The organism is Limnobacter sp. SAORIC-690 (assembly GCF_002954425.1).
Lineage (GTDB): Bacteria > Pseudomonadota > Gammaproteobacteria > Burkholderiales > Burkholderiaceae_B > Limnobacter > Limnobacter profundi.
In genome coordinates this window covers 2,975,322-3,002,231 of sequence record NZ_MQVZ01000001.1, presented here as the reverse complement: position 1 = coordinate 3,002,231, position 26,910 = coordinate 2,975,322, and the positions used below count along the sequence as shown (strand labels likewise).

Sequence of the window (26,910 nt, the reverse complement as noted above, 5' to 3'; positions counted from 1 at the left end):
ATGACAAGCACTCGAAGCAAAGCCGATCTGTTCAATGCCATGGGTATCGGCCCTGTTTGGGAATTGCGCAAGCAGGAAAGCGAGTCAAAGCCATCCACGATGGCAAGTGGCGTGGCGTTTGACGGAATGTCGACCGCAGCACTCACGCTTGAATCGTTGCGAGAAAGTGTAGCCACTTGCAAACAATGTGGCTTGTACAAAACACGCAAGCAAACCGTGTTTGCAGATGGCATGCCACACGCACCCCTGATGGTGGTGGGAGAAGGGCCAGGCGTGGAAGAGGATGCGACCGGCCTGCCGTTTGTGGGCAAGTCAGGGCAGTTGCTGGACCGCATGCTGAAAGCAATTGGCGCAAGCCGTACAACCAACACCTACATTGCCAATGTGGTGAAGTGCCACCCACCGGGTAACCGCAATCCTGAGCAGGCAGAAATTGAACAATGTTCTCCCTACCTGGTTCAGCAAATCAAGGCCAGTGGACCCAAAGTGTTGTTGCTGGTTGGGCGCTTTGCAATTCAAACCCTTCTGAACACCAAAAAGCCAGTGGGCGAATTGCGGGGTGTGGTTCACCAAGTGAGCCTGGATGGTCTTGATATTCCCGCAGTGGTGACCTACCACCCAGCGTACCTGTTGCGCAGGCCAGAGGAAAAATTAAAAGCGTGGGACGATTTGTTGTTGTTGAAACAGCAAGGTCTAATTTAAGCTGTTTGTCACAGAGGCACGCCCACAGGGCGGTCCTCTCCTATTCGGGCTTCCACGTTGTACAGGCGCTGGTTGCGGCGGTGCCAGAGAATCACCATCAACATGGTGGCCATCACAAAGCCGCCGAACATCAGAATCACATTGTTCACATGCACATCAAAACTGATCAAGATGGCGTAAATGGCAAGCATGGTCAGCACTGAAATATTTTCATTGAAATTTTGAATGGCAATCGATCGGCCAGCGCTCATCAGCACATGGCCCCGGTGCTGAAGTAAAGCATTCATGGGTACTACGAAAAATCCGCTCAGTGCGCCGATCACGGTAATCAGCAGGTAGGCCATGCCTTGATTGTTCACCAGTACCATGGCCATGCAAACAATACCCATTAATATACCCATGGGCAGCACCAACATTGATTTTTTCAGCGGAATCATTTTGGCCGCGGCCACGGCACCGGCCGCCACGCCAAATGCGCAAACACCTTGAAGAATTGCACCCTTGTCCAAAGGCAGGCCCAAAGCACTTTCAGCCCATTTCAGCACGATAAATTGAAGTGTGGCTCCAGCACCCCAGAACAGTGTGGTGACCGCCAGTGAAATTTGCCCCAGTTTGTCGTTCCACAGTTGCTTTACACAGCCGTAAAACTTGCGGGTCATGATGATTGGGTGATTCAACTGTGGCTCGTAGCGAGCGCCTGTGTCTGGAATCTTGAAGTTGAAAATGGCCGCGATCAAATAGCCTGAAGTAATCACAAAGATGGCAGCTTCAGCAGGCGTGTCCATATTGTCGGTCACACCTGGAATGTGCAGCTGCATCAGGTATTGGCTGGTGCCTGGCGCAATCAATATGCCACCAAGTACGGTGCCCAGAATAATCGATAGCACGGTGAGTCCTTCGATCCAGCCATTGGCCTCTACAAGCCTGTCATGTGGCAAAAGCTCGGTCAGGATGCCATATTTCGCGGGTGAGTAGCTGCAGCGCCCAACCCAACCACCGCGTAAGAAAGCAGGGGGTGTACGCCAAAGAACATCATCAGGCAACCCACAATTTTGATGGAGTTGGTGATTAGCATGACCCTGCCTTTGGGCAATGTGTCTGCAAACCCGCCAACGAAGGGGGCCAGCACCACGTACGACACCACGAAGAACAGCTTCAGCAATGGGGTCATCCAGTCAGGCGACTGGATCTGAAACAGCAATGCGATTGCCGCAATTAAAAGTGCGTTGTCTGCAAGCGACGAGAAAAACTGCGCCGCCATGATGGTGTAAAAGCCGGGTTTCATTCAACTGTGAATTGAGCGAAATCCATTTAGTGCGATTTCGCCGTTTCGCTGCTCGTTCAACGGTGTTGAGGCGTTATATCATATCCAGACGCTTCGCGTATTAAGCAATGCCTTTTTTACAAAGTTCGAGCCAACCCCTAAACCACCAATTGCCAGCCCATGCCGCGACCCATACGTGCAGTGGTCAGACCCGCCGCCATCTCTGCCAATATCAATAGAATCAAGGAATTGCTGGGCAATGTCGCGGTGATGCCAGTGGTGAAAGCCAATGGCTATGGGCATGGTTTGGAAAGAATTATTGATGGCCTGCGCGAGGCTGACGCCTTGGCCATTTTGGAAATTGAGGGCGCGACCCGCTTGCGCCACCTGGGTTGGAACAAGCCAATTGTGTTACTCGAAGGCTGTTTTGACCAGGCCGATCTGCTCAAGGCCTTGGAGTTACGTTGTGATTGGGTGGTCCACAATCACAAGCAATTGGATGATCTGGAGGTTCTTGCGAAGCAGGCACCGGCACACAAGCCCAGAATTTTCTTGAAGTTGAACACCGGCATGAATCGCTTGGGGTTTCAGTCTGCTCAAGCGCAAGCTGCCATTCAGCGGCTGGATGAGTTCACCCTGAAACATCAATGGCCCACACCAGTTTTGATGACGCACTTTGCCAATGCAGATGAAGCGGAGCCGCGGGTCCGCTTGCCTTTTGCGCAACATCAGCATCAAGCCTTGATGGGACTGAAGCCTGCCCATTGGCAAAGCAGCCTGGCCAATTCAGCCGGTAGTTTGAATTTTCCGATGTTGGCCGGTGACATTGCCCGCCCTGGCATTGCTATTTATGGCGCCACCCCTGGTCCCGACGCAGCGGCCAACTATGGCCTGAAGCCAGCAATGATTTTCAGCAGCGAAATTATTGCAATTCAAGAGGTAAAACAAGGTGACAGAGTGGGTTATGGATCGCGTTGGGAAGCGAGCAACAGCGGGCGTATCGCGGTGGTGGCTTGCGGTTATGCCGATGGCTACCCACGCCACGCACCGGACGGAACGCCCACGTATGTTGAAGGGCATGTTGCGCCAGTCGCAGGCCGCGTGTCGATGGACATGATGACCATCGACGTCAGCCAAATCCCGAATGCCAATGTTGGCAGCACAGTTGAATTGTGGGGTGGGCACATTCCTGTCGATGTCGTGGCCGACCGTTGCGGCACCATTGGCTATGAACTGTTGTGCGCAATTGCGCCCCGCGTGCCATTTTTTAAAGCCTAGACCTAAAAGGAACACGCCGTTTTGGCCAAAATTAAAAGTCAATATCAGTGCACTGAATGCGGTGCCGTGTTCGCCAAATGGCAGGGGCAATGTACCGATTGCAGCAGCTGGAACACGCTGGTTGAATCGGCCGTGAGCACGGCAGCGCCGCCCAAGCACAGTCGCTTTGCGGCTCTGGCTGCGCAAAGCAGCAGTGTGATCAAGCTTTCCGAGATTCAGGCGCAAGACCATCCACGTTTTAGCAGTGGTGTACCCGAATTTGACCGTGTGCTGGGAGGTGGAATGGTGCCCGGCATGGTGGTGTTGCTGGGTGGCGACCCTGGCATTGGTAAATCCACCTTGTTATTGCAGTCTATGGTCACCCTGGCCAAAACCACATCGGCCTTGTATGTCAGCGGCGAGGAATCTGCCGGGCAAATCGCCTTGCGCGCCCAACGCCTTGGGCTGGAACACACCAACCTGAATGTATTGACCGAAATTCAGCTGGAGCAAATTGTTGCCCAGCTTGAAACACACAAACCTCAAGTGCTGGTTATCGACTCCATTCAAACCCTGTACACCAGCGAGTTGAGCGCTGCGCCGGGATCGGTCAGCCAGGTACGCGAATGTGCAAGCCAGCTGACACGGCTTGCAAAGGCCATGGGGATTACCACCATTTTGGTGGGCCATGTCACCAAAGAGGGCACATTGGCCGGGCCGCGTGTGCTTGAACACATTGTCGACACGGTCCTTTATTTCGAAGGGGATTCACAATCTTCATTCCGTTTGGTGCGCGCATTTAAAAACCGGTTTGGTGCAGTGAATGAGCTGGGTGTGTTTGCCATGACTGACCGTGGTTTGAAAGGCGTTAACAACCCCTCAGCCCTGTTTTTGTCGCAGACCGCTGAATGGGTGGCCGGTTCCTGTGTAATGTGCACGCAAGAAGGCGCCAGGCCATTGCTGGTTGAAATTCAGGCCTTGGTGGATTCCTCACATTCACCATCACCGCGCAGGTTATCGGTTGGGCTTGAACAAAACCGCTTGGCCATGTTGTTGGCGGTGATGCATCGCCACGCGGGTCTGCAGTTTTTTGATCAGGATATTTTTATCAATGCAGTGGGCGGTGTGCGAATTTCAGAACCTGCTGCCGATCTTGCAATTGTTCTGGCGATGGTCTCGTCGCTGAGAAACAAACGTTTGCCCAAAGAGTTGGTGGTGTTTGGCGAAATCGGCTTGTCTGGTGAATTGCGCCCGGCGCCGCGTGGGCAGGAAAGGCTGCGCGAAGCTGCCAAACTCGGCTTTACCCATGCGATTGTGCCTGCGAGCAACGCACCCAAGCAGCCCATAGACGGAATTGAAGTGATTGGCGTGGATCGCGTGGAGAAGGCGCTTGCCGCGCTGAGAGACAAGCTGGATTGCTTTTGACTCAATTTTGACTTGACCTGTGATTGATACGACAATTGCGCAGATAACTATAAATTCACTCTATTGAGCGATCCATGTCCAAAAGCCGTTTATTCCTGCCTGTTGTGTGGGCCACCTTGGGCTCGCTTATGCTGGCAGCCTGTTCCCGACCTGAAATAGACACCACTGAGGTGATTAGACCTGTTCGGGTGTTGGAACTTCAGGCTGGAGGCAGCACTTTTGAAGAAAGTTTTCCCGGTCAAATCGAACCTCGTTTTCAGGCAAAACTCAGCTTTCAAGTGGGTGGGAAATTGGCGTCGCGCCTGGTGGACGTTGGAGACAAGGTTTCCAAAGGTCAGGTACTGGCCAAAATTGATCCTCAGGATTTGAGTCTTGCCTTGCAGGCAGCTCAGGCGCAATTCGATGCCGCAGCCACAGAGCATGTTCAGTTGAAAACTGATCTGGACCGAGCCAAGACCCTGAAACAACAAAATTTTATCAGTCAGGCCGAGCTTGATCGTCGACAACTGGCCTTCGATGCTGCGGGCAGTCGCTTGAGTCAGGCTCGCGCCCAGTTGAGCACGCAGGCCAATCAGCGGCAATATGGCGACCTGCGTGCTCCGGGCAGTGGTGTCATTTCCAGCGTGTATGCCGAAGCAGGGCAGGTGTTGGCGCCAGGTCAGGCTGTGGTCCAGTGGGCTGATGAGAATGATGTGCAGGTCAGCATGGCTGTGCCCGAGAGCCGGGTCAGTGCGATCAAGCCGGGTCAGGATGCGCGCGTATTGCTTTGGTCTGGTCAACAGTCTTTGGATGCAAAAGTGCGGGAAGTTTCTCCGGTGGCAGACCCGGTAACACGCACGTTTGCGGTGTTACTGGATGTCAACGACCCAGCCAGAATGTCCCGTTTTGGAATGAGTGCGACAGTGCAGTTTTCAACTGCCGCCAAGTCGACCGCGTTCAAGCTTCCCATTTCGGCCCTGGTGGCCGAGCACACTGGTGCTTTTGTTTGGGTATTCGATGAAAAGCAAGGTGTGGTCAACAAACGGATTGTTCAACCCCATGACGTCTCTGAAAGCGACTTTCTGGTCAAAGACGGCCTAAACAATGGCGAGTTGATTGTCACTGCCGGCACCCACGTTCTGAACGAAGGCCAAAAGGTTCGTCGCTTCATTGAAACAAGCGATCTTTCCAAATGAGAAAAATCAACCTGTCGCGCTGGGCGCTTGAGAACCAGCCATTGGTTCGTTATCTCTTGGCTGTATTCATTTTCGCCGGAGTCGCCGCATTTTTCTCCTTGGGCCAGGAAGAGGACCCGCCATTCGTGTTTCGCGGCATGGTGGTACGTGCCTACTGGCCAGGAGCAACAGCCATGCAAATGGGTCAGCAGGTGGCCGACCCGATCGAAAAGGTGATTCAGGAAATTCCTTACGCCTACAAAATACGCTCTTACTCCAAGCCTGGTGAAACCGTCATTTTTCTTCAACTGGATGACAGCGCACCGCCCAGGCAAGTGGCCGACATTTGGTACACCACACGAAAACGGGTCAGCGACATGGCTGGAACACTGCCGCGTGGTGTCGTAGGGCCATTTTTCAACGATGAGTTTGGCGATACCTTTGGGGTGTTGCTGGCATTCTCCGCAGATGGATTCAAGTACGCCGAGCTAAAGGACTTCGTGACACAGGTACGTCAGGAAATGCTCAAAGTGCCCGATGTAGCCAAGGTGCAGCTATTTGGCGTTCAACCTGAAAAAGTGTTTATCGATGTCTCGCATTACAAAATTGCGCAATTGGGTATTTCTGCGCAAGACATTTTCAATCAAATCAACAGCCAGAATGCCGTGACTTCTCAGGGTGTTTTGAGTCTGGAAGAGCAAAAAGTGTGGTCAAGGGTGCAGGGGCAGTTTGAGTCCATTGAAGACCTTGCCAACCTGCCGATTCGGGCGGGAAAAAACACACTCCTGCTCAAAGACATCGCCCACGTTCATCGCGGCTATCAAGACCCACCTGTGTCCAAAATGCGCTTCAATGGCAAAGAGGTGATTGGCTTGGGGATTTCCATGGTCAATGGTGGCGATATTATCCGCCTTGGCCAAGAGTTGGAAAAAGTTGAGCGCCGCATACTGGCTGAACTCCCCGTGGGCATTGAGCTTCAGCGCGTGGCGGATCAGCCCAAATCAGTCAGTACCTCGGTCAATGAGTTTGTGAAAGTACTGATTGAGGCGATTGTGATTGTGTTGGCAGTCAGCTTTTTGAGTTTGGGGCTGCACAGCAAACCGTTTCGAATTGACACCCGACCGGGCTTGGTCGTTGCGCTGACCATTCCTCTTGTGCTGGCACTTACCTTTTTGGCGATGTCGTTTTTCAACATTAACCTGCACAAAATTTCGCTGGGCGCACTGATTATCGCCCTGGGTTTGTTGGTGGACGATGCAATCATCGCGGTTGAAATGATGGTTCGAAAACTTGAAGAGGGTTATTCGCGCTTCGATGCGGCTATTTTTGCTTACGACTCCACGGCGATTCCCATGCTGACCGGCACCTTGATTACAGCAGCGGGCTTTCTGCCCATTGCCCTGGCGCAATCGGCAGCGGGGGAATACACCTATTCAATTTTTGCGGTTACTGCCATTGCCTTGGTGTTGTCTTGGTTTGTCGCAGTTATTTTTGTGCCTTACATTGGCTATTGGTTGCTTAAAAAGCCCAAAGACGGGCAGGGTCACACGGAGGTGTTCGACACACCGTTTTACCAGCGCTTCCGCCGCTGGATTGAGGTGTGCGTTAACCACCGCTGGATCACGATATCGGTCACTGTGCTGGCCTTCATCGGTGGCGGCTATTCTTTCAAATTCATTGAGCAGCAGTTTTTCCCTGATTCCAACCGTTTGGAAATCATGGTGAATTTGTGGTTGCCCGAGGGCACCGCATTTGAGGAAACCGAAAAACAGGCGATCAAGCTTGAGCAGTGGTTGGCCAAGCAACCCGAAGTGCAGGGCTATGCCAGTTTTGTGGGTGATGGCGCGCCGCGTTTTTACCTGTCGCTGGATCAAAAATTTGTGCAAAGCAATTTGGCCGAGCTGATTGTCATTCCCAAAACATTCGAAGACCGGGAAATACTTCGGGGCAAACTGAAAGCGCATCTGGAAGGCAACTTCCCCGACATTCGCCCGCGAATTACCTTGTTGCCCAACGGCCCGCCCGTCACTTATCCCGTTCAGTTTGTGGTGCAGGGCCCGGATCCCCGAGTGGTGCGAGTGGTGGCCGACAAGGTGAAAGAGGCGGTTGCCTCCAGCGAATACACACGCGGCACGCACGACAACTGGAATGAAAACATCAAGGTGATGAAGGTTGAGGTAGACCAGGCCCGCGCACGCGCTTTGGGGGTTAGCAGCCAAAGTATTGCGGAGTCCTCGCATGTCATTTTGTCAGGCGCAACCATTGGGCAGTACCGGGAAAATAATCGCCTGATCGATATTGTGTTTCGCAACCCTGAAAGCGAACGCGACACCCTGGCTGAACTCATGAATGCCAACGTTCCCACAGCAAGCGGTGCCTATGTGCCCTTGTCCCAGGTGGGCAATGTCACCATGAGCTTTGAGCCTGGGGTGATTTGGCGTGAGGGTGGTGAGTTCGGAATTACTGTAAAGGCCGATGTGGTCTCCGGTATTCAGGGCACCACCGTTGCTTTGGCCATGAACAAGGCCCTCGATCCGCTTCGTGCTGAATTACCGCTGGGTGTATCAGTGAATCTGGATGGGCTTGCCGCTGATTCTGGCAAGGCCCAGCAGTCGATCATGGCCAATGTGCCTTTGATGCTGTTTATCGTGCTTACCTTGCTGATGTTGCAACTGAAAAGCTTTGGCCGAACCTTGCTGGTTTACTTTACCGGCCCGTTGGGCATTATTGGTGCCGCTTTGGCCTTGATCATCACTGCGCGCCCGTTTGGGTTTGTAGCACAGCTTGGCGTGATTGCCTTGTTCGGGATGATCATTCGAAATTCGGTTATTTTGGTGGACCAAATCGAGCAAGACAGGGCAGCTGGTGTAGACCCTTATGAGGCCATCATTGGCTCGACCATTCGGCGCTCTCGGCCAATTTTACTGACTGCAGCGGCCGCCGTATTGGCCATGATTCCATTGATGCGTTCGCAGTTCTGGGGGCCCATGGCAGTGGCGATCATGGGCGGGTTGATTGTGGCTACTCTGCTAACCCTGTTTTTCCTGCCCGCGCTGTACGCTGCAGCTTATCGAATTCGCAAACCCAAGTTGTAAATCGGGGCCGGAAATTACCATCTCAGTACTTGTGTTGTCCATGCAATGCTGAATTTCTTGAACGGGGTGATTATTTTTTGCTCGGTCAATAAACGGTAACCAGCCGCTTGGTGCACTTTCAGTTCGGCAACACGCATGCGGAACAGTGCCCGCAATGGTCTTGCAAACAGGCGTTGGTCTGCAGGCATGTTTTTCCAGGCCAGGTTGGTTTTTTCAAGCAGATGCTCACCCACCTCGCTGAACAGGGTTGTACTGGCCTCGCTGTGTTCCCTGCGTTTGATTTGTTCTGCCGTTACCCCATGTTTGGCCAGCAATTCAACAGGCAAGGGCTGAAATCCCTGGTCCAGGTACTTCGCCAGCCTGAGCAACTGGCACAGGCGGGTGGCTGAAGTCCAGAATTCCAGCAACTGTGTGCAATCCGTGTTCGGATATCCAAAACGGGCCTGAGCCAAGTGAACCCAGGGCTTGGTTTCCAACAGTACGTCGTTGTGCCAATCCGCCATGCTGTTGTAACGCTTGGGCTCGCATCCGCTGGCCACCCGGTTAATCAATTCGCCCCAGTGCTCTGCCGGTAGTGTGGCAATCACTGGTTTTGATATCGCGGTAATGACCGGGTGAGGGTTGCTGTTGCCCCCGGCGTTGGCGAGGGCGTTTTGCCACCAGCCAGTTTGACCTGTGTCAAGCCAGCTCCAGCTGCTTCAGGCAAGCCTGCCGCAACTCGTGATTCAAGGTGAAGCAGCCAAGCCAAAATGCCTTCAGTTCCTCGGTTTGAAACAGGGTTGCGTAGTGCAGGGAGGCGGTTTCCCCGCTTACTTTCTCGCGGCAGTAGGCAAGCGGGTTTTCTAGAGATACGGCCATGTCACCTTCTAATTGGGGGTAATGCAGTCAATAAGTGACATTGTAAGGGCTTCAAAGTTAAAATCGGGCTATAATGCGCGCCTGCATGCGGATGTGGCGAAATTGGTAGACGCACCAGATTTAGGTTCTGGCGTAGCAATACGTGAAGGTTCGAGTCCTTTCATCCGCACCACCCCTCTTGTGCCCCGGGTATATCGCTTCTGGGGCGGTCCAGTTTTACCAAGCCCCCGCCAAAGCAGCTTCATACTTGTGTAAGATATCGGCAATTGTAGAGCCTTTACGCCCATTAACCTCCCCCTTGGTCAACCTTGCCAAGGCAACTAGTTCAAGAGTTCCAAATGACTGAAACAACCACCACTGCCAGCTCACTCGAGAAAACCATTTCCTTGAAGCTGTCGGTTGAAAAAATCAATGCTGAAGTTGAAAAGCGCCTGAAAAAGGTGGCTCGTACAGCTCGCATGCCCGGTTTCCGCCCAGGTAAAGTGCCCATGAAAATGGTGGTACAAAACTATGGTCCCCAAGTGCATTCTGAAGTGTTGAACGATGAAATCGGTCGTACCTTTAGCGAAGAAGTTCAAAAGCAGGATCTGCGTGTGGCTGGTCAGCCCCGCATTGAAGCCGCCAAGGACGCCGCTGACGACGCTTTTGAGTTCAACGCCATTTTTGAAGTGTTCCCCGAAGTGAAGTTTGGTGACTTTGCTACATTGGAAATCGAGAAAACAGTGGTTGAAGTGTCCGACTCTGAAGTGGACAAAACGATTGAAATTCTGCGCAAGCAGCGCGCCAGTTTTGCTGAAGTAGACCGTGGCTCCGCTGAAGAAGACAAGGTAACTCTGGATTTCGTCGGTAAAATTGACGATGTCCCCTTCGATGGCGGCACAGCCGAAGACTTCTCGTTTGTAATCGGCAAGGGTCAAATGCTGCCTGAATTTGAAGCTGCGGCAAAAGGCTTGAAAAAAGGCGAAGAGAAAACGTTCGACCTGGCTTTCCCGGCCGATTACCACGGCAAGGACGTTGCAGGTAAAACTGCCCAGTTCACAATCACAATCAAGAAAGTGGAAGGCCCCCAGTTGCCTGAACTGAACGAAGAGTTCGCCAAGGCCATGGGCATCGCTGACGGTTCCCTGGAAAAGCTGCGTGAAGACGTGCGCGTGAACTTGAGCCGCGAAGTCAGCAACCGCACCAAGGCGCAAACCAAAGAAGCAGTCATGAATGCACTGTTGAAAGTGACTGAATTCGATGTGCCCAAAGCCCTTATTCAATCCGAAACCACCGAATTGGCCTCCCGTGCACGCCAGGACCTGAAGGCCCGTGGCATGCAAAACGTGGAAGAAATTCAGCTGCCCGAAGACATTTTTGCTGCACAAGCCGAGCGCCGTGTTCGCTTGGGCCTGATCGTGTCAGACTTGGTAAAAGAAAACAGCTTGCAAGCCAAACCCGAGCAGGTGCGTGCCTTCATCGAAGAGCAGGCACAAAGCTACGAGAACCCTGCGGAAGTGATGCAGTGGTATTTCCAGGATCGCGCCCGTTTGGCGGATGTGGAAGCGGTTATTCTGGAAGACAATGTGGTTGAATTCGCTTTGAGCAAATCCAAAGTGGTTGAAAAGAAATTGTCCTTTGACGAACTGATGGGAAATAAATAAATGATGTGGAACCCTCGCTCTATGACTAACAACATGAACAATTCTGGTGCGCTTGAAACCCAGGGCAATATGTACGTGCCCATGGTGATTGAGCAAAGTGGTCGGGGCGAGCGGGCCTATGACATTTATTCGCGCTTGCTTAAAGAGCGCGTTATTTTCCTGGTGGGGCCGATCAACGACCAAATGGCCAACGTCATCGTGGCGCAAATGTTGTTCCTCGAAAGCGAAAACCCCGACAAAGACATTGCGCTGTATATCAACAGCCCGGGTGGTTCTGTGTCAGCGGGCATGGCCATTTACGACACTATGCAGTTCATCAAACCCGATGTTTCAACTCTTTGTACAGGCCTGGCGGCCAGCATGGGCGCGTTCTTGTTGTCTTCTGGCACCAAGGGCAAGCGTTTTTCGCTGCCCAACAGCCGAATCATGATTCACCAGCCTTTGGGTGGCGTGCAGGGTCAGGCATCCGATATTGAAATTCATGCCAAGGAAATCTTGTATTTGCGTGAGAAATTGAACGGAATACTGGCTGAGAACACAGGTAAGACCATCGAAGAGATTGCGCGTGACACAGATCGTGATAACTTTATGGGTGCAGACTCTGCCAAAGAGTATGGCTTGATTGACGACGTGTTGAAGCACCGTGTGCCTCCGGCCGACAAGAAGTAACTGCAGTAACATTAAAACCTTGATTTCTTGATTGCCCCTGCGGGGGCTTTCCAGAGGATAAAAGATGTCAGAAAAGAAAGGCTCAAGCGAAAAGCTGCTGTATTGCTCCTTCTGCGGCAAAAGCCAGCATGAGGTAAAAAAATTGATCGCAGGGCCCTCTGTGTTCATCTGCGATGAATGCATTGAGTTGTGCAACGACATCATTCGTGATGAAGCAGCGGAGGCCACGGCCACAGGTGGCGGCGACAAGCTACCCACCCCTCAGGAAATTCGTTCCATTCTTGACCAGTATGTGATTGGGCAGGACAAAGCCAAGCGTGTGCTGGCTGTAGCGGTTTACAACCACTACAAACGCTTGCGCCACATGAGCAAGAAAGACGACATTGAACTGACGAAAAGCAATATTTTGCTGGTTGGTCCAACGGGTTCGGGTAAAACGCTGTTGGCCCAAACCCTGGCCCGTTTGTTGAATGTACCTTTCGTCATTGCCGATGCCACTACGCTGACCGAAGCCGGTTACGTGGGCGAAGATGTGGAAAACATCATTCAGAAACTGCTGCAAAGCTGCAACTATGAAGTCGAAAAAGCGCAGCGCGGCATTGTTTATATTGATGAAATCGACAAGATTTCCCGCAAGTCAGACAACCCGTCCATTACACGCGATGTGTCGGGCGAGGGTGTACAACAAGCCTTGCTGAAATTGATTGAGGGCACTGTGGCCTCTGTTCCTCCACAGGGCGGCCGCAAACACCCCAACCAGGATTTCGTTCAAATTGACACCACCAACGTACTATTTATCGTGGGTGGTGCATTTGAAGGTTTGGACAAGGTGATTCGTAACCGTTCCGAGCGTTCGGGTATTGGCTTTGGTGCAACCGTGAAAAGCAAGGAAGAGGGCAATGTGGGCACCCTGCTGGCAGAAGTTGAGCCAGAAGACTTGATCAAGTTCGGTATCATTCCTGAATTGGTGGGTCGCTTGCCTGTAATTGCCACCCTCGAAGAACTGGATGAACCCGCTCTGATCGAGATTTTGACCAAGCCGAAAAATGCCATGGTCAAGCAGTTCGAAAAGCTGCTTGAGATGGACGGTGCTGAACTCGAAGTTCGCCCATCGGCGTTAAGCGCAATTGCCAAGAAAGCAATTCAGCGCAAAACAGGTGCGCGTGGTTTGAGAACCATTCTTGAACAGGCTTTGCTCGGCATTATGTACGATCTGCCTGGCGACACGAATGTCAAGAAAGTGGTGATTGATGAAAATACAATCAACGGTACGGGCCAGCCTTTGCTGATCTACGAAGACCAGCCCAAAGTGGCCAGCAGCAAAGACAAATCCTGATGCTGAAAACCACACCAAAACAGATTGCAAAATGATTAAAAAAGCCCAACTCCACGGTTGGGCTTTTTCTTTTCAGTGGTATTGTTAAATTGGTCGTGAAATAAAGCTTGAATAAGCGCGTTTTAACCCCACTGTAGGGTTATGCATTTAATAGGTGATTCATATGTCAGCAACTAACGTGCTTCCGGAACAACCCATCGAATTGTCACTGCTTCCATTGCGAGATGTAGTCGTGTTCCCGCACATGGTCATTCCGCTTTTCGTGGGCCGTCCAAAATCCATCAAAGCGTTGGAAATCGCGATGGAAACAGGCAAGAGTATTCTTCTGGTGGCGCAAAAATCTGCCACCAAAGATGAACCCAGCGACAAAGACATTTACAACATCGGCTGTGTCGCCAATGTACTCCAAATGCTGAAGCTGCCCGACGGCACCGTAAAGGTTTTGGTAGAGGGTGTGCAGCGTGCACGTTTGACCAAGGTAACGGATGAGGGAACACACTTCGCGGCCACGGCTTTGCCCTTGCTGCCCGATCCTTCACAGAGCCCGGAAACCGAGGCCATGAAGCGTGCCGTGATGGCGCAGTTTGATTCTTACGTGAAATTGAACAAGAAAATTCCGCCAGAAATTTTGACATCGCTGGCCAGCATTGAAGACATCGGCCGATTGGCGGATACCATTGTCAGCCACTTGCCATTGAAGCTGGAGCAGAAGCAATCCATTTTGGAAACTTTCAGCATTGCCCAGCGCCTGGAAGCGTTGCTGTCCCAACTAGAAACCGAGATCGATATTCTTCAGGTGGAAAAGCGCATCCGTGGTCGTGTAAAGCGCCAAATGGAAAAAAGCCAGCGCGAGTACTATTTGAACGAGCAGGTCAAAGCCATTCAGAAAGAACTGGGTGAGGGCGAAGATGGCGCGGACATGGAGGAGCTTGAAAAGCGAATCAAGGCAGCGCGCATGCCCAAGGAAGCCCTGAAAAAAGCCGAAGCCGAATTGAAGAAGCTCAAGCTGATGTCACCCATGTCTGCTGAAGCCACCGTGATTCGCAATTACATCGACGTTTTGGTGGGTTTGCCCTGGAAGAAAAAAACCAAAATCAACAACGACCTTGCCAATGCCGAAAAGGTATTGGATGAAGATCATTATGGTTTGGAGAAAGTGAAAGAGCGCATTGTGGAGTACCTCGCGGTGCAGCAGCGGGTCGACAAACTGAAGGCACCTATTCTCTGTTTGGTGGGTCCCCCCGGAGTTGGTAAAACTTCGCTTGGACAATCTGTGGCCAAGGCAACAAACCGCAAGTTTGTTCGCATGGCCTTGGGTGGCGTGCGTGATGAAGCTGAAATTCGTGGCCACCGCAAAACCTATATTGGTTCCATGCCTGGCAAGGTATTGAACAGCATTACGAAAGTAGGTGTTCGCAATCCGCTGTTTTTGCTGGATGAGATCGACAAGATGGGGCAGGACTTCCGTGGCGACCCCGCATCGGCTTTGTTGGAAGTACTGGATCCCGAGCAGAACAGCACCTTTGTAGACCATTACGTGGAAGTGGAATACGACTTGAGCGATGTGATGTTTGTAGCGACTGCGAACTCCTTGAACATTCCTCATGCACTGCTTGACCGGATGGAAGTAATTCGCCTGAGCGGTTACACCGAAGACGAGAAAGTGAACATCACGCAAAAGTATTTGCTGCCCAAGCAGTTGAAAAACAACGGCGTGAAAGACGAAGAACTGAGTGTTTCCGAAGCAGCAATTCGTGATGTCATTCGCTTCTACACCCGCGAGGCAGGTGTGCGTGGTCTTGAGCGTGAAATGTCCAAAATTTGCCGCAAGGTTGTGCGTCAAATGGTATTGGGCAAAAACGAAAAGAAAGTGCTGGTGACTCCGAAGAACCTCGACAAATTCCTGGGTGTTCGTCGCTTCAATTTCGGCATGGCTGAAAAAGAAAATCAGGTGGGTCAGGTCACTGGTTTGGCCTGGACAGAAGTGGGCGGTGAATTGCTGACCATTGAAACTGTGTCCATGCCAGGCAAGGGCAATGTCATTCGCACAGGTTCTCTCGGTGATGTGATGAAAGAATCGGTGGAGGCTGCCCGTTCAGTGGTGCGCGCACGCGCGAATCGATTGGGAATTCGCAACGATGCTTTCGAGAAGCGCGACATTCACGTGCATGTACCTGAAGGCGCGACACCGAAAGATGGGCCCTCAGCCGGTATTGCGATGACCACTGCATTGGTGTCGACTTTGACGAATATGCCGGTGCGTTCTGACGTTGCAATGACTGGTGAAATTACTCTCCGTGGCGAAGTTTTGGGTATCGGTGGCTTGAAAGAAAAGCTGCTTGCCGCCCACCGCGGTGGCATTAAAACAGTGCTGATTCCCGAAGAAAACGTGAAGGATTTGGCAGAAATTCCAGCCAATGTGAAGAATAGTTTGGAGATTATTCCGGTGAAATGGATTGATCAAGTGCTGCAACATGCCTTGGAATCGCTACCAGAGCCAGTCTCCGAGCCGGCCGAGGTGATTGCGGGCAAAGCTGATGAGGCTGCTGCAAACCCAAGTGTAAAGCACTGATATCAATCGGTATTTTGAACAAGCCTCCGCATGAAAATGTGGAGGTTTTTTTTTGTGCATCGCGGAAAGCCTTAGCTGGCTTGAAAAATAAGGGTTATCCGCCCGCAAAATGTGTTGACAGCTAGGTTTCAGGCATGTCTAAATTAAGAACTGGAAGCAACGTGGTGCCTGTTTTTGGGCACTTTTTATTTGTCACCATGAGGGGGCTTTTTACATGAATAAAACCGAACTGATCGATCAAATTGCTGAGTCAGCAGAAATCTCCAAAGCGGCCGCTGGTCGTGCATTGGATGCAATGATTGCTGCTGTTAAAACTACCTTGAAAAAAGGTGGATCAGTAACTTTGGTTGGTTTTGGAACCTTTGCTGTTGGCAAGCGTGCTGCACGCAGCGGCCGTAACCCACGCACTGGCGCAACAATCAAAATCAAGGCAGCCAAAGTGCCCAAGTTCCGTCCCGGCAAAGCCCTGAAAGACGCAGTGAATTAAATTTAAAATTTTTTGACAAAAGGTATTGCAGGCCGAGTTAATTTGTATATAATTGCGGTCTTGGCTGATTCGCAGCAAGACAAACACTAGTAAAACAGTGAGCGTCGGGTGCTTAGCTCAGTTGGTAGAGCGGAGCCCTTACAAGGCTTAGGTCGGGAGTTCGAGCCTCTCAGCACCCACCAACATTGCGAAACAGCAACCAACTCTGGAGTGGTAGTTCAGTTGGTTAGAATACCGGCCTGTCACGCCGGGGGTCGCGGGTTCGAGCCCCGTCCACTCCGCCAAACAAAAAAGGGAATCTTCGGATTCCCTTTTTTCATTTCCACGCTCTCATTCATTTCCAACCCCGGCCGCGCCCCACACGGTTTTCCGGTGTTTACCTTCAGGTATAGTATCCGCTTGTTGTTCAACACTAAATACCTACAAAACATGTTTGAATTCATCCGAAACAATCAGAAGATCATGCAGTTTGTGCTGCTGCTGTTTATTGCACCCGCATTTGCCTTGTTTGGTCTTGAGGGGTACAACACTGTCAGTGCTGACGCAAACGCGTTGGCGATTGTGGGCGATTATCCAATTACCCAGGAAGAGTTCGATCAGGTTAAGCGTGAGCGTATTGAAGAAGCACGTGCGCAGTCAGGCGACAACTTTGATCCAAAGGTGTTTGAATCACCAGAAATCAATCGCCAATTGTTGGATACATTGGTGCTTCAATATTTGCTTCAACAGTCGGTACAAAAGCAATATTTGACGGCTTCAGACAAAGCCTTGGCTGAAGACATCGCTCGCACTCCCTTGTTTCAGGTGGATGGCAAATTCGATCTTGAAACTTACAAGCGCGAGTTGGCTGCACGTGGTTTAACGCCTGCGCAGCACGAGGCAAATGTGCGTTTTGGCTTGGCGAGAAACCAGGTGCTTGACCCGGTTTTGCGTGCTTCTTTTTTCCCGGAAACACTGAAAACCCAGCTGGATGATGTGCAGTTGGCCGGTCGAGTGGTGCGCGTTAAAAATATTGACTTGGCCCCATACCTGGCCAACGTCAGTATTACGGATGAGCAAGTGGCTGCATTTTATGAAGCGAACAAAACCCAATTCATGGCACCTCAAAAAGCCGATGTGGAATATGTGGTGTTGTCGCCAGACACCATCAAATCCAAGATTGCAGTGAGCGATGCAGACATTGCAGCTTACTACGAACAAAACAAGGCCCGTTTTTCTGCTCCTGAAGAACGTCGTGCACGCCACATTTTGCTGGATGCCGAGAAAGAAGGTGCCTCTGCAGACGAACTGAAGGCAGCGGCGGAAAAAGTGTTGGCCGAGTTGAAAGCGAATCCATCCAGGTTTGCTGAAATTGCCAAGCAATACTCAATCGATCCGGGCTCATCAAATCAGGGTGGAGATCTTGGATTCTTCGGCAAAGGCGCGATGGTTCCCGAGTTTGAACAAGCCGTGTTTTCCCAGAAGAAAGGCGAACTCAGTGGTTTGGTGAAGAGCCAGTTTGGTTATCACATTGTTGAAGTAACCGACATTCGTGGTGGTGAAGTTCAAGCACTTGAGGAAGTGAAAACTCAAATTTCAGATGAAATCAAAAATCAAAAGATGACTGCGCAGTATGCCGATGCACAAGGGCGCTTCACCGAGTTGGTGTATGAAGGTGGTCAGTCGTTTGAGAACGTGATCAAGGCACTCGGTGTGCAGGCACAAACATTCAATGGTTTGACGCAAGGTGCAGCCAACGCGCCAGAGGTATTGAAAGACGCGAAAGTGATGGCAGAAATTTTTTCATCAGACTCGATTGAAAATAAAAACAACACCAAGGCGGTGCAGGTGGGTGAAGCCATGGTGTCTGCTCGCATTGTGAATTACACGGCCGCAGCAGCACGCCCGCTGGAGGAAATGAAGCCAGTGATTCAGGCTCGCTTGAAGCAGGAGGAAGCTGCAAAGGCTGCGCTGAAAGACGCAGATGCGTTGGCTGCCAAGCTGGACAGTGAAAAGCCACAGGCCGGTTCTGATTTGTTGACCGGTTTTGCAGATTCAAGAACCGTGTCCGCTTTGAGCGCGGAGGGCTTGCCCGGTTTGGTGGCTCAGTCCGTGTTGAACACGGGTGTGTCTGAACTACCCAAAGCGAAGGTGGTTGGACTAGGCAACAACGGCTATGCGGTGGCGTGGGTTGAAAGCAGTGCACCGTCTTCGGAAGTCAAAGCGAAAGCAGATCCGCAGGTGGTTCAGTACTACGAGAATATTGCAGGGCAGGTGTATCAGGAAGCCTTGCTGCTGGCTGCACGCGATGCCATGAAAAAGCGTGTTGAAGTCGAGATCAAGAAGACGTTTTAATCTTGCAGGTATAGTGGATGCTGATGTGGTCGATTTGCAGCGCATCGCATCCCCGATTGACATGGTTGTAGTTGATTTGCAGCGCGTCACTCATTCTGCCTTGATCAAGTCGAATTCCCCTTTTTGAATCTGGCTCAGGGCATGCGAAACGCGAGCGCGTCTTCGCATCAGATCCTGGCGGATCTGCCCCTCGCTGCGAATCAAAATGGGCGACTTGATCTTGAATCAGCAGAACGATGTAACGCTGCTGCAAATCCAGACCTCACCTTAAGTCGCTTAGCGCACGCGGTAAAAGATAACGCGAACTCGTATACGCTACCCGTAATATCTTCACTTCAATGTCGCTGAAAACGTCGGCCAAATATTTTCCAGAATTTTCGGTTGTGCTCCCGCATTTGGATGAATTCCATCTGCTTGAAACGCAGTGGGGTCTAGCGCGAAACCTTCCAGCATAAACGGCACCAAAGGCACCTTCTGTTTTCGTGCTACCTCTGGGAATGTATCGCCAAAGCGGCGGGCATACGCAGGTCCGTAATTCGATGGAATTTGCATGCCAATCAGTACAGCCTGAGCGCCATTGCGCCGGGCCGTGACCAGCATATTGGTCAAGTTGTCTTTCATCGTGTCCAGGGACAATCCGCGTAATCCGTCGTTGGCGCCAAGTTCCAAAATCATGTGTGTGGGTTGGTGTTGTTTCAGCAGGGCTGGCAAGCGTGTTTTTCCACCTGCTGTGGTCTCGCCTGATACTGAGGCATTCACCACCTTGCAGTGCGGGAACTTTTCAGCCAAACGGCCCTCCATCAAAGCGACCCAACCTTGTTCTTTGGGCAGGCCGTAAGCGGCCGAAAGGCTGTCGCCCATCACCAGTATTTTGCATTCCTGGCCTGTACTTGCCGCAAAGCTGGATACACTGGTTGATAATCCAAAAGCGATCAGCCCAATGCGAAGGCGTTTTTAATTTTTTTTGCAGTAAAGGCAAACATGAGTCGTGCAATCCTCGAAGTCGAAGGTTTAAATCAATTGGTTCAGGACGGGCAAAGTAGTTTGTCCATTCTTGAAAACATTTCATTCACTATAAATCAAGGCGAAGCGGTTGCCATTGTGGGGGCCTCAGGTTCAGGCAAATCCACATTGTTGGGCATGCTTGCTGGGTTGGACATTCCATCTAGCGGTGCAGTTCGCTTTTTGGGGGAAGACTTAACTCAACTTAACGAAGACCGCCGTGCCAGCCTGCGAGCCGAGCATGTGGGTTTTGTATTTCAGTCATTTCAGTTGCTCGACCACCTGAGTGCGCTTGAGAACGTGATGCTGGCCACTGAACTGACGCCAATGCAAAATCGCGAAAAGGCCTGCAAGGAGATGCTAGACCGGGTAGGTTTGGGTGATCGCCTCAACCACACGCCCAAAACCCTTTCGGGTGGTGAACAGCAACGCGTGGCCTTGGCCAGGGCGTTTGTGCGTAAACCCACGATTGTGTTTGCCGATGAGCCCACTGGCAGCCTGGATTTTGCAACCGGCCAGCGAATAATTGACTTGATGTTTGACCTTCAGAAAGAGCAGGGCACCACTTTGATTCTGGTGACCCACGATGACAAGCTTGCGGCGCGTTGTTCACGGCAATTGACTATTGCGGCGGGCGCTTTGGCCCAGGAGGTGGTTTAACCACGCTTTCATCCGCCCGGCAATTTCGCTCGCATGTGAAACGTACAAACCCTCTCGTTCACCTGCCAGCGGTTCAAGCGACAGCCCATGTAGATACACAGCGAATGATGCGGCTTTGAATTCATCTAGCCCTTGCCCCAACATGGCTGCTATGGCGCCAGCGAGCACATCGCCACTGCCCGCGGTCGCCAATGCGGGGCCACCCGTGGTGTTGATCTCAATTTGATTCGAATTGCAGACCAGGCTGCCAGTTCCTTTTAACACCACAGTGCAGTCAAATTGGGAAGCCAAGGATTGCGCCGCCTTCACGCGATCGGCCTGAATTACCTCAGTGGTGCTTTGGAGTAGGCGAGCTGCCTCCAGGGGGTGCGGCGTCAACACCAGGCTTTTTGCACGGTGTTTGCGCCGGTAGTGCTGTAGCCGCGCACGCAACACCGAATTTGCTGCAAGAAGGTTCAGCGCGTCAGCGTCCCACACCATATCCAGACCTTTGTCGTGTTCAAGCAGTGCATGAACCATGCTCAAGGCCTCTTCACTTTGCCCCAAGCCTGGGCCGATCAAAGTGGTATCCGCAAACTCAAGATTGCTTTCCAGCCCCTTGTTCATGATTTCCGGAAAGACCAGGTCGAGAAAGGGTGATTGGCCTTGACGCTGAACATCAGGCAAGTGCATGTCGGCTTCATGCAGTAGGGTCAGGGCTACTCGCCCGCAGCCCAGCATTAGTGTGGTTCTTGCACTCAGCACGCAGGCGCCTACCATGCCAAGTTGGCCACCGAGCACAGCAATGCTGCCAAAGCTGCCTTTGTGATGCTGATGGCCTCGCTTTGGCAGGTGTTGCAATTGATCAAGCCGGGAAACCGCGTGAACAACCATGCCCAGTTCGACCGTGTGCGGCCCCGTATCAAGCAGGGCGTCGCAATTCAGCGTGTCTATCCACAGTTCACCGCACAAATCTTTGCCTTGTTCACTCAACAGGCCGTGCTTGCAGGCGAGGTAGCTGAAAGTGGTGTGTGCCTGAACCGCTACGCCGGGCGCATTACCCGTGTCGCAGTTCAGCCCGCTGGGGCAGTCCAGCGCATAAACCCTGGCCTTGTGGTGGTGTGCATTCACATGTCGAATCAATCGTTCGATAACACCCTGTGGGGATCTGTTACAGGCAATTCCCAGCAGCCCGTCAATGATCACTGTGCCAGCATCAATGTCAGGCAAGGGCATGTCGGGTTTAAATTCCATGGGTTGAACACCGTGTGCCAAAGCCCACAATACAGCCTGCATGCGGTCTTTCGAGCCAGTTTTTCCATCGCTTACCTGCAAAAGGTCGACTTGCAGGCCTTTGCGTTTCAACTCCCCGGCCACAATGCAGGCATCTCCCCCGTTGTTGCCCGGCCCGGCCAGCACCAGGCAAGGCGGTGAATGTGTCTTGCTGTGAACAATTTGATCGACAATTTTCAGGGCCGAGCGTACCCCGGCGGCCTGCATCAGCAAAAAAGAATCGATGTGTGCAAAAGCAGCCTGTTCCAGCGCCCGGATTTGCTTCACCGACAGCACTGGCATTGATTTTTGATCCAACTGTTGCCAGTTGGCATGGCCCAGGTTCTCAGGGTGTAGGTCAATCGGTTCTGGCATGCGTATTCCAAGGAAATTCAGGGTGGTTTATCCGGGCTTTGTGCTCAGTTTTGGGGCTGTAGCACTTATAATTCAAGATTACCTCAACCACCCCCACTGCTGTCATGTCTCTTGCCCTGTCCTCGGCTGATCAATTCGATGTTTCCACCTTCCATGGCGCCTCTGCCTTGTCTGCTTTTCGTGCAGAAGGTTTGCTGAAACGCCTGCAAGCCATTGATTCGAATGTGTCAGCGGTGCGTGCGCATTTCGTTCATTTTGTGGCGACGCGGGGTGCACTGGAAGGGCAGCAGCGCAAGGTGATGGAAGGCTTGCTCGATTACGGCCATGCTGCCCCGGCGTTGGACCGTGTTGACCTTGGCTGCGTGGTCGTTCCCCGCTTGGGTACGGTTAGTCCGTGGGCTTCGAAGGCCACCGACATTGCCCACAATGCTGGCCTGACCAAGGTGGTGCGCATGGAGCGTGGCATTGAATTTCAGCTGAGCTTCAAGAAAGGCTTGCTGGGTGGCAGCAAACTGCCGGAAGGGGCGGCTTTGCAAGCCTTGAAGGCCGCGCTGTATGACCGTATGACTGAAACCGTTTTGCCCGAAGGCTTTGATGTGAAAGGCCTGTTTTTGCCCCTGCAAGGCAAAAGCCTGCAAATTGTGGAATTGGGCGAAGGACGTAATTCCCTGGTGAAAGCAAACAGCGAACTTGGCCTGGCCCTGAGCGACGATGAAATTGATTACCTGCTGGAAGCCTATACTGTGATGGGTCGTTCACCCACAGACGTCGAACTGATGATGTTTGCGCAGGCGAACAGCGAACACTGCCGTCACAAAATTTTCAACGCAACCTGGACGATTGACGGACAGGCGCAAAACGAAACGCTGTTCGGGATGATTCGCAACACCCACAAAACCACGCCGCAAGGCACGGTGGTGGCGTATTCCGACAATGCAGCCGTAATTGCTGGTGGCAAGGCTGAGCGCTTTTTTGCTGATGCCGATGGCGTGTATCGACCGCACGAGGAAACCACGCATTTTGTGATCAAGGTTGAAACTCACAATCACCCCACAGCCATTTCGCCATATGCAGGCGCTGCCACGGGTTCAGGCGGTGAAATTCGTGATGAAGGTGCCACTGGTCGTGGCGCCAAGCCCAAAGCTGGCCTGTGTGGTTTTACCACCTCGCATTTGCGTTTTGAAGGTGGCAAGGAAAGCTGGGAAAGTGGGCAAGACGCATTGGTGCCACTGGAGCAACGTGCAGAGCAGCCACAGCCTGTCGGCATTCCCACACGCATCGCCACGCCTGAACAAATCATGATCGATGGCCCGATTGGTGCGGCTGCCTTCAACAATGAATTTGGCCGCCCGAACCTGGGTGGTTACTTCCGCACGTTCGAGCAGCGCGTGGGTGAACGTGTTTATGGCTACCACAAGCCCATCATGATTGCGGGTGGCTTGGGCAATATTCGGGAAGTGCACACCCACAAATGCGATTTGCCAGCGGGCAGCTTGTTAATACAGCTGGGCGGCCCTGGCATGCGCATTGGCATGGGCGGTGGCGCAGCTTCGTCGATGAATGCAGGTACCAACACCGAGTCGCTCGATTTTGATTCCGTACAGCGTGCCAACCCTGAAATGGAACGCCGTGCGCAGGAAGTACTCGACCGCTGCTGGACTCTGGGCGAAGCCAACCCGATTTTGAGCATTCATGATGTGGGCGCGGGTGGTATTTCCAACGCATTCCCCGAACTGGCCGATGCATCGAACAAAGGTGCGGAATTTGATTTGCGCAAAGTGAATCTGGATGAAAGCGGTTTGAGTCCTGCCGAGATTTGGTGCAATGAATCGCAAGAGCGCTATGTGATGGGTATTGCGCCGGAATCGCTTGAACTGTTCACGCAACTGTGTGAGCGTGAACGTTGCCCCTTCTGTGTGGTGGGTGTGGTTACTGATGAACGCCAATTGAAAGTGCTCGACGCTGAAAGCACCAGCAACCCTGTAGACATGCCCATGGAGGTATTGCTTGGCAAACCACCGCGCATGGAGCGCAACGACAACCGTGTTGAAACGGTGAAAGCTGAAATGGATTTGACTCAAACCGAATTGGGCGAGGCCATTGAGCAAGTATTGAAATTCCCCGCTGTGGCTTCCAAGCGTTTCCTGATTACCATTGGCGACCGCACCGTGGGCGGCTTCACAGCCCGCGATCAAATGGTTGGGCCTTACCAGGTGCCCGTGGCTGATGTGGCAGTGACCATTGATGATTACACAGGCTATGCTGGCCAGGCCATGGCCATGGGTGAGCGCACACCACTTGCGGTGTTGAATGCACCTGCTTCAGGCCGTATGGCCATTGCAGAGAGCATTACCAACCTGCTGGCTGCACCAGTTGAAAAACTGGAAGACGTGAAACTGAGTGCCAACTGGATGGCCGCTTGCGGTACACCCGGACAAGATGCGGCTTTGTTTGATACCGTGAAAGCCATTGGTATGGACCTTTGCCCACAGTTGGGCTTGGGCATTCCTGTGGGCAAAGATTCGCTTTCAATGCGCACCCGCTGGAATGAGGGCGATGTGCAGAAGGAAGTGTTGTCGCCGGTTAGTTTGATTGTGACTGCATTCTCGAAAATTACAGATGTGCGTGGCACGCTAACGCCCGTGTTGAACACGGCAGAAGACACCGTGCTGGTGTTGGTTGATTTGGCACGCGGCAAAATGCGCATGGGTGCCAGCGTATTGGCACAGGTGACCAACCAGTTGGGTACGGATGTACCCGATGTGGAGGATGCAAGCGACATCAAAAACTTTGCGATGGCCATGAATGTCTTGCGTGAAAAAGGTTTGGTGCATGCTTACCACGACCGCTCCGACGGTGGTTTGATGGCGGCTTTGGCGGAGATGAGTTTTGCCAGCCGCTGTGGTTTGTCGATCAACCTGGATTTGATCACCATCGACCCCTATTCAGCCGATTGGGGCGACTTTAAAATTCGCCCGGAGCAGGTTAGCGTGCAGCGCGGCGAACTTACCCTGAAAGCTTTGTTCAACGAAGAATTGGGTGTGGTGTTGCAGGTGCCCGCCGCTCAAAAAAGCGAAGCCATGCAAGTGTTGCGCGATTTCAATTTGAGCAAACACAGCAACATTATTGGCAAGCCGAATGACCGCGATGTAATTGAGTTTTATCGCGATGCCAAGTGCATTTATTCTGAAAGCCGCACCAAGCTTCAAGGCCTTTGGGATGACACAAGCTACCAAATTGCCAAGCGCCGTGACAACCCGGCTTGCGCTGAAAGTGAACACAAAGCAGCGGCTGAATTGCCCAACGCCTTGGTGTGGAAGCCCAGCTTTGATATTACGGAAAACCCCGCAGCGCCATTCATTGCCACAGGCGCAAAGCCACGTGTTGCAGTGCTCAGGGAGCAGGGCGTGAACGGTCAGCTTGAAATGGCAGGCGCGTTCACCTTGGCTGGGTTCGAGGCAGTGGATGTACACATGAGCGACTTGTTGAGCGGCAAGCGCAAGCTGGCTGACTTTCAGGGCCTGGCTGCTTGTGGCGGTTTTAGCTATGGTGATGTGCTGGGTGCAGGTGAAGGCTGGGCCAAAACCATTCGATACAACAGTGTATTGGCCGATCAGTTTGCTGAATTTTTTGGCCGCAGCGATGTGTTTGGTTTGGGTGTGTGCAACGGTTGCCAAATGATGGCCACGCTGGCTGATCTAATTCCCGGTGCAACGCATTGGCCAAAGCTGATGCGCAATGAAAGCGAGCAATATGAAGCACGCTTGGTGAATGTAAAAATCAACAAGACCCCATCCATTTTGTTGAGCGGCATGGAAGGCTCGGTGGTGCCGGTGGTGGTTGCACACGGTGAAGGTCGCGCCGATTTTTCACGCCAGGGCAACCATGGCAAATTGAGCTCGGAAGGTTTGGTGGCAGTGCAATATGTGAATTCGCAAGGCGAGGCCACACAGCAGTACCCATTCAACCCCAATGGTAGCCCTGAAGCGTTGGCAGGTTTCACCACGCCAGATGGTCGTTTCACCATCATGATGCCGCACCCGGAACGCGTATTCCGTAACGTGCAAATGAGCTGGGCGCCCAAAGACGCAGGCGAGTTTTCACCGTGGATGCGTTTGTTCTACAACGCACGCAAGGCTTTGGGTTAAATGGGCAGTAGAACCGCATGGCAACCCCTGGTCATGGATCAGCAATGGCCCGCCAGGGTGTTCGATGTGAATTGCACGGCATGCCCGCGCCTGCACGCTTTTCATGAACAAAACAGGCAAAAATTTCCTGACCATTTCAATGGGCCGGTGCCACCCTTTGGCCCGGTAGACGCCGAGTTGTTGATTGTTGGCCTGGCCCCCGGACTACACGGAGCAAACCGCAGCGGGCGGCCATTCACGGGCGACTATTGTGGCGACTTGCTGTACAGCACCTTGCACAAATATGGCTTTGCCAACAGGCCAGTTTCCATGGCTGTGGGCGACGGCATGCAACTGCTGAATGCGCGCGTGAGCAATGCAGTCAAGTGTGTTCCGCCAGAGAACAAGCCTACACCGGCCGAGATTAATACCTGCAACCAGTTCATTGCCCATGAGTTCAAAGTACATCCACCCAAGGCAGTGCTGGCACTGGGTTTGGTGGGGCACCAAGCCGTCTTGAAAGCACTGGATCAAAAGCAAAGCGCGTTCAAGTTCGGGCATGCAGCCCAACACGACTTGGGCGTATTTCGTTTATTCGACAGTTATCACGTAAGTCGATACAACACGCAAACCGGCCGACTGACCGCACCCATGTTTGAGGCTGTGATGGAGTCGATTAGCCGTTTTCTGAAGGTGTGA

At 52.4% G+C, this 26,910-nt stretch carries 18 protein-coding genes, 3 tRNA genes and 2 pseudogenes; 17 read left to right on the top strand and 6 right to left on the bottom strand.

Features of this window, described 5'->3' with window-relative positions; genetic code table 11:
* Complete coding sequence (locus BSZ31_RS14300) at positions 1-702, top strand: uracil-DNA glycosylase family protein (RefSeq protein WP_105029313.1); 702 nt, start codon at positions 1-3, stop codon at positions 700-702.
* A gap of 8 nt (positions 703-710) precedes the next feature.
* Here the strand turns inward: BSZ31_RS14300 and lplT are convergent.
* Positions 711-1,987: pseudogene (lplT, locus tag BSZ31_RS14295) on the bottom strand (lysophospholipid transporter LplT).
* Between the two features lie 159 nt (positions 1,988-2,146).
* Between lplT and alr the strand changes: the two are divergent.
* The 4 genes from alr to BSZ31_RS14275 all read left to right on the top strand — a co-directional run bounded on the left by alr (position 2,147) and on the right by BSZ31_RS14275 (position 8,897).
* Complete coding sequence (alr, locus tag BSZ31_RS14290) at positions 2,147-3,244, top strand: alanine racemase (RefSeq protein WP_105029312.1); 1,098 nt, start codon at positions 2,147-2,149, stop codon at positions 3,242-3,244.
* Positions 3,245-3,265: 21 nt separating this feature from the next.
* A complete protein-coding gene (radA, locus tag BSZ31_RS14285; protein ID WP_105029311.1) occupies positions 3,266-4,648 on the top strand; it encodes a DNA repair protein RadA in 1,383 nt (460 codons plus the stop codon).
* A gap of 74 nt (positions 4,649-4,722) precedes the next feature.
* Positions 4,723-5,823: an efflux RND transporter periplasmic adaptor subunit gene (locus BSZ31_RS14280; protein ID WP_105029310.1), complete on the top strand. Its 1,101-nt coding sequence runs from the start codon at positions 4,723-4,725 to the stop codon at positions 5,821-5,823.
* The gene (locus tag BSZ31_RS14275) at positions 5,820-8,897 is read left to right on the top strand and encodes an efflux RND transporter permease subunit (RefSeq protein WP_105029309.1); all 3,078 of its coding nucleotides are present in this window, start codon (positions 5,820-5,822) and stop codon (positions 8,895-8,897) included. The genes BSZ31_RS14280 and BSZ31_RS14275 overlap by 4 nt, the downstream gene beginning before the upstream one ends.
* Before the next feature lie 14 nt (positions 8,898-8,911).
* Here BSZ31_RS14275 and BSZ31_RS14270 read toward each other — a convergent pair.
* Both BSZ31_RS14270 and BSZ31_RS14265 read right to left on the bottom strand, forming a co-directional pair.
* Positions 8,912-9,550, bottom strand: a pseudogene (locus tag BSZ31_RS14270) (hypothetical protein); the annotation flags it as partial.
* A gap of 25 nt (positions 9,551-9,575) precedes the next feature.
* Positions 9,576-9,755: a hypothetical protein gene (locus tag BSZ31_RS14265; RefSeq protein WP_105029307.1), complete on the bottom strand. Its 180-nt coding sequence runs from the start codon at positions 9,753-9,755 to the stop codon at positions 9,576-9,578.
* Between the two features lie 87 nt (positions 9,756-9,842).
* Between BSZ31_RS14265 and BSZ31_RS14260 the strand changes: the two genes are divergently transcribed.
* The 9 genes from BSZ31_RS14260 to BSZ31_RS14220 all read left to right on the top strand — a co-directional run bounded on the left by BSZ31_RS14260 (position 9,843) and on the right by BSZ31_RS14220 (position 18,796).
* Positions 9,843-9,927, top strand: a tRNA-Leu gene (locus BSZ31_RS14260).
* 166 nt (positions 9,928-10,093) lie between these two features.
* Positions 10,094-11,398, top strand: a complete 1,305-nt coding sequence (tig, locus tag BSZ31_RS14255; protein ID WP_105029306.1) for a trigger factor — start codon at positions 10,094-10,096, stop codon at positions 11,396-11,398.
* Positions 11,399-11,419: 21 nt separating this feature from the next.
* Complete coding sequence (clpP, locus tag BSZ31_RS14250) at positions 11,420-12,067, top strand: ATP-dependent Clp endopeptidase proteolytic subunit ClpP (protein ID WP_105029305.1); 648 nt, start codon at positions 11,420-11,422, stop codon at positions 12,065-12,067.
* Positions 12,068-12,131: 64 nt separating this feature from the next.
* Complete coding sequence (gene clpX / locus BSZ31_RS14245; RefSeq protein ID WP_008248422.1) at positions 12,132-13,403, top strand: ATP-dependent Clp protease ATP-binding subunit ClpX; 1,272 nt, start codon at positions 12,132-12,134, stop codon at positions 13,401-13,403.
* A 163-nt stretch (positions 13,404-13,566) separates the two neighbouring features.
* On the top strand, positions 13,567-15,975 hold the full coding sequence (gene lon / locus BSZ31_RS14240; protein WP_105029304.1) for an endopeptidase La: 2,409 nt from the start codon (positions 13,567-13,569) through the stop codon (positions 15,973-15,975).
* Between the two features lie 214 nt (positions 15,976-16,189).
* The gene (locus BSZ31_RS14235; protein WP_105029303.1) at positions 16,190-16,462 is read left to right on the top strand and encodes an HU family DNA-binding protein; all 273 of its coding nucleotides are present in this window, start codon (positions 16,190-16,192) and stop codon (positions 16,460-16,462) included.
* 106 nt (positions 16,463-16,568) lie between these two features.
* Positions 16,569-16,644 (top strand) — tRNA-Val (locus BSZ31_RS14230).
* A 25-nt stretch (positions 16,645-16,669) separates the two neighbouring features.
* Positions 16,670-16,746 (top strand) — tRNA-Asp (locus BSZ31_RS14225).
* A 145-nt stretch (positions 16,747-16,891) separates the two neighbouring features.
* Positions 16,892-18,796, top strand: coding sequence for a SurA N-terminal domain-containing protein (locus BSZ31_RS14220; protein WP_105029302.1), 1,905 nt, complete (start codon positions 16,892-16,894; stop codon positions 18,794-18,796).
* Here BSZ31_RS14220 and BSZ31_RS16770 read toward each other — a convergent pair.
* Positions 18,780-19,049, bottom strand: coding sequence for a hypothetical protein (locus BSZ31_RS16770; RefSeq protein WP_146106710.1), 270 nt, complete (start codon positions 19,047-19,049; stop codon positions 18,780-18,782). The two genes, BSZ31_RS14220 and BSZ31_RS16770, sit on opposite strands and share 17 nt — an antisense overlap.
* Positions 19,050-19,126: 77 nt before the next feature.
* Positions 19,127-19,657, bottom strand: a complete 531-nt coding sequence (locus tag BSZ31_RS14215; RefSeq protein WP_105029301.1) for an arylesterase — start codon at positions 19,655-19,657, stop codon at positions 19,127-19,129.
* 120 nt (positions 19,658-19,777) lie between these two features.
* Between BSZ31_RS14215 and BSZ31_RS14210 the strand changes: the two genes are divergently transcribed.
* Positions 19,778-20,458: an ABC transporter ATP-binding protein gene (locus BSZ31_RS14210; RefSeq protein WP_105029300.1), complete on the top strand. Its 681-nt coding sequence runs from the start codon at positions 19,778-19,780 to the stop codon at positions 20,456-20,458.
* Here the strand turns inward: BSZ31_RS14210 and BSZ31_RS14205 are convergent.
* Entirely contained in the window at positions 20,408-22,084 is a 1,677-nt protein-coding gene (locus BSZ31_RS14205) for an NAD(P)H-hydrate dehydratase (RefSeq protein ID WP_105029299.1), read from the bottom strand. The genes BSZ31_RS14210 and BSZ31_RS14205 overlap by 51 nt on opposite strands.
* A 104-nt stretch (positions 22,085-22,188) precedes the next feature.
* On the opposite strand from BSZ31_RS14205, the gene purL reads away from it, so the two are divergent.
* Together purL and BSZ31_RS14195 are read left to right on the top strand one after the other, a co-directional pair.
* Positions 22,189-26,232, top strand: coding sequence for a phosphoribosylformylglycinamidine synthase (gene purL / locus BSZ31_RS14200; protein ID WP_105029298.1), 4,044 nt, complete (start codon positions 22,189-22,191; stop codon positions 26,230-26,232).
* Positions 26,233-26,910 carry a uracil-DNA glycosylase gene (locus BSZ31_RS14195; protein WP_206018615.1) on the top strand — a complete coding sequence of 226 codons (678 nt, stop codon included), beginning with the start codon at positions 26,233-26,235 and terminating at the stop codon, positions 26,908-26,910.

Excerpts from the sequence above, each read along its gene's own strand:
- BSZ31_RS14300 (WP_105029313.1), top strand. The coding sequence starts at position 1 with ATGACAAGCACTCGAAGCAAAGCCGATCTGTTCAATGCCATGGGTATC.
- alr (WP_105029312.1), top strand. The coding sequence starts at position 2,147 with ATGCCGCGACCCATACGTGCAGTGGTCAGACCCGCCGCCATCTCTGCC.
- BSZ31_RS14280 (WP_105029310.1), top strand. The coding sequence starts at position 4,723 with ATGTCCAAAAGCCGTTTATTCCTGCCTGTTGTGTGGGCCACCTTGGGC.
- BSZ31_RS14275 (WP_105029309.1), top strand. The coding sequence starts at position 5,820 with ATGAGAAAAATCAACCTGTCGCGCTGGGCGCTTGAGAACCAGCCATTG.
- BSZ31_RS14265 (WP_105029307.1), bottom strand. The coding sequence starts at position 9,755 with ATGGCCGTATCTCTAGAAAACCCGCTTGCCTACTGCCGCGAGAAAGTA.
- tig (WP_105029306.1), top strand. The coding sequence starts at position 10,094 with ATGACTGAAACAACCACCACTGCCAGCTCACTCGAGAAAACCATTTCC.
- clpP (WP_105029305.1), top strand. The coding sequence starts at position 11,420 with ATGACTAACAACATGAACAATTCTGGTGCGCTTGAAACCCAGGGCAAT.
- clpX (WP_008248422.1), top strand. The coding sequence starts at position 12,132 with ATGTCAGAAAAGAAAGGCTCAAGCGAAAAGCTGCTGTATTGCTCCTTC.
- lon (WP_105029304.1), top strand. The coding sequence starts at position 13,567 with ATGTCAGCAACTAACGTGCTTCCGGAACAACCCATCGAATTGTCACTG.
- BSZ31_RS14235 (WP_105029303.1), top strand. The coding sequence starts at position 16,190 with ATGAATAAAACCGAACTGATCGATCAAATTGCTGAGTCAGCAGAAATC.
- BSZ31_RS14220 (WP_105029302.1), top strand. The coding sequence starts at position 16,892 with ATGTTTGAATTCATCCGAAACAATCAGAAGATCATGCAGTTTGTGCTG.
- BSZ31_RS14215 (WP_105029301.1), bottom strand. The coding sequence starts at position 19,657 with ATGGGCGACAGCCTTTCGGCCGCTTACGGCCTGCCCAAAGAACAAGGT.
- BSZ31_RS14210 (WP_105029300.1), top strand. The coding sequence starts at position 19,778 with ATGAGTCGTGCAATCCTCGAAGTCGAAGGTTTAAATCAATTGGTTCAG.
- BSZ31_RS14205 (WP_105029299.1), bottom strand. The coding sequence starts at position 22,084 with ATGCCAGAACCGATTGACCTACACCCTGAGAACCTGGGCCATGCCAAC.
- purL (WP_105029298.1), top strand. The coding sequence starts at position 22,189 with ATGTCTCTTGCCCTGTCCTCGGCTGATCAATTCGATGTTTCCACCTTC.
- BSZ31_RS14195 (WP_206018615.1), top strand. The coding sequence starts at position 26,233 with ATGGGCAGTAGAACCGCATGGCAACCCCTGGTCATGGATCAGCAATGG.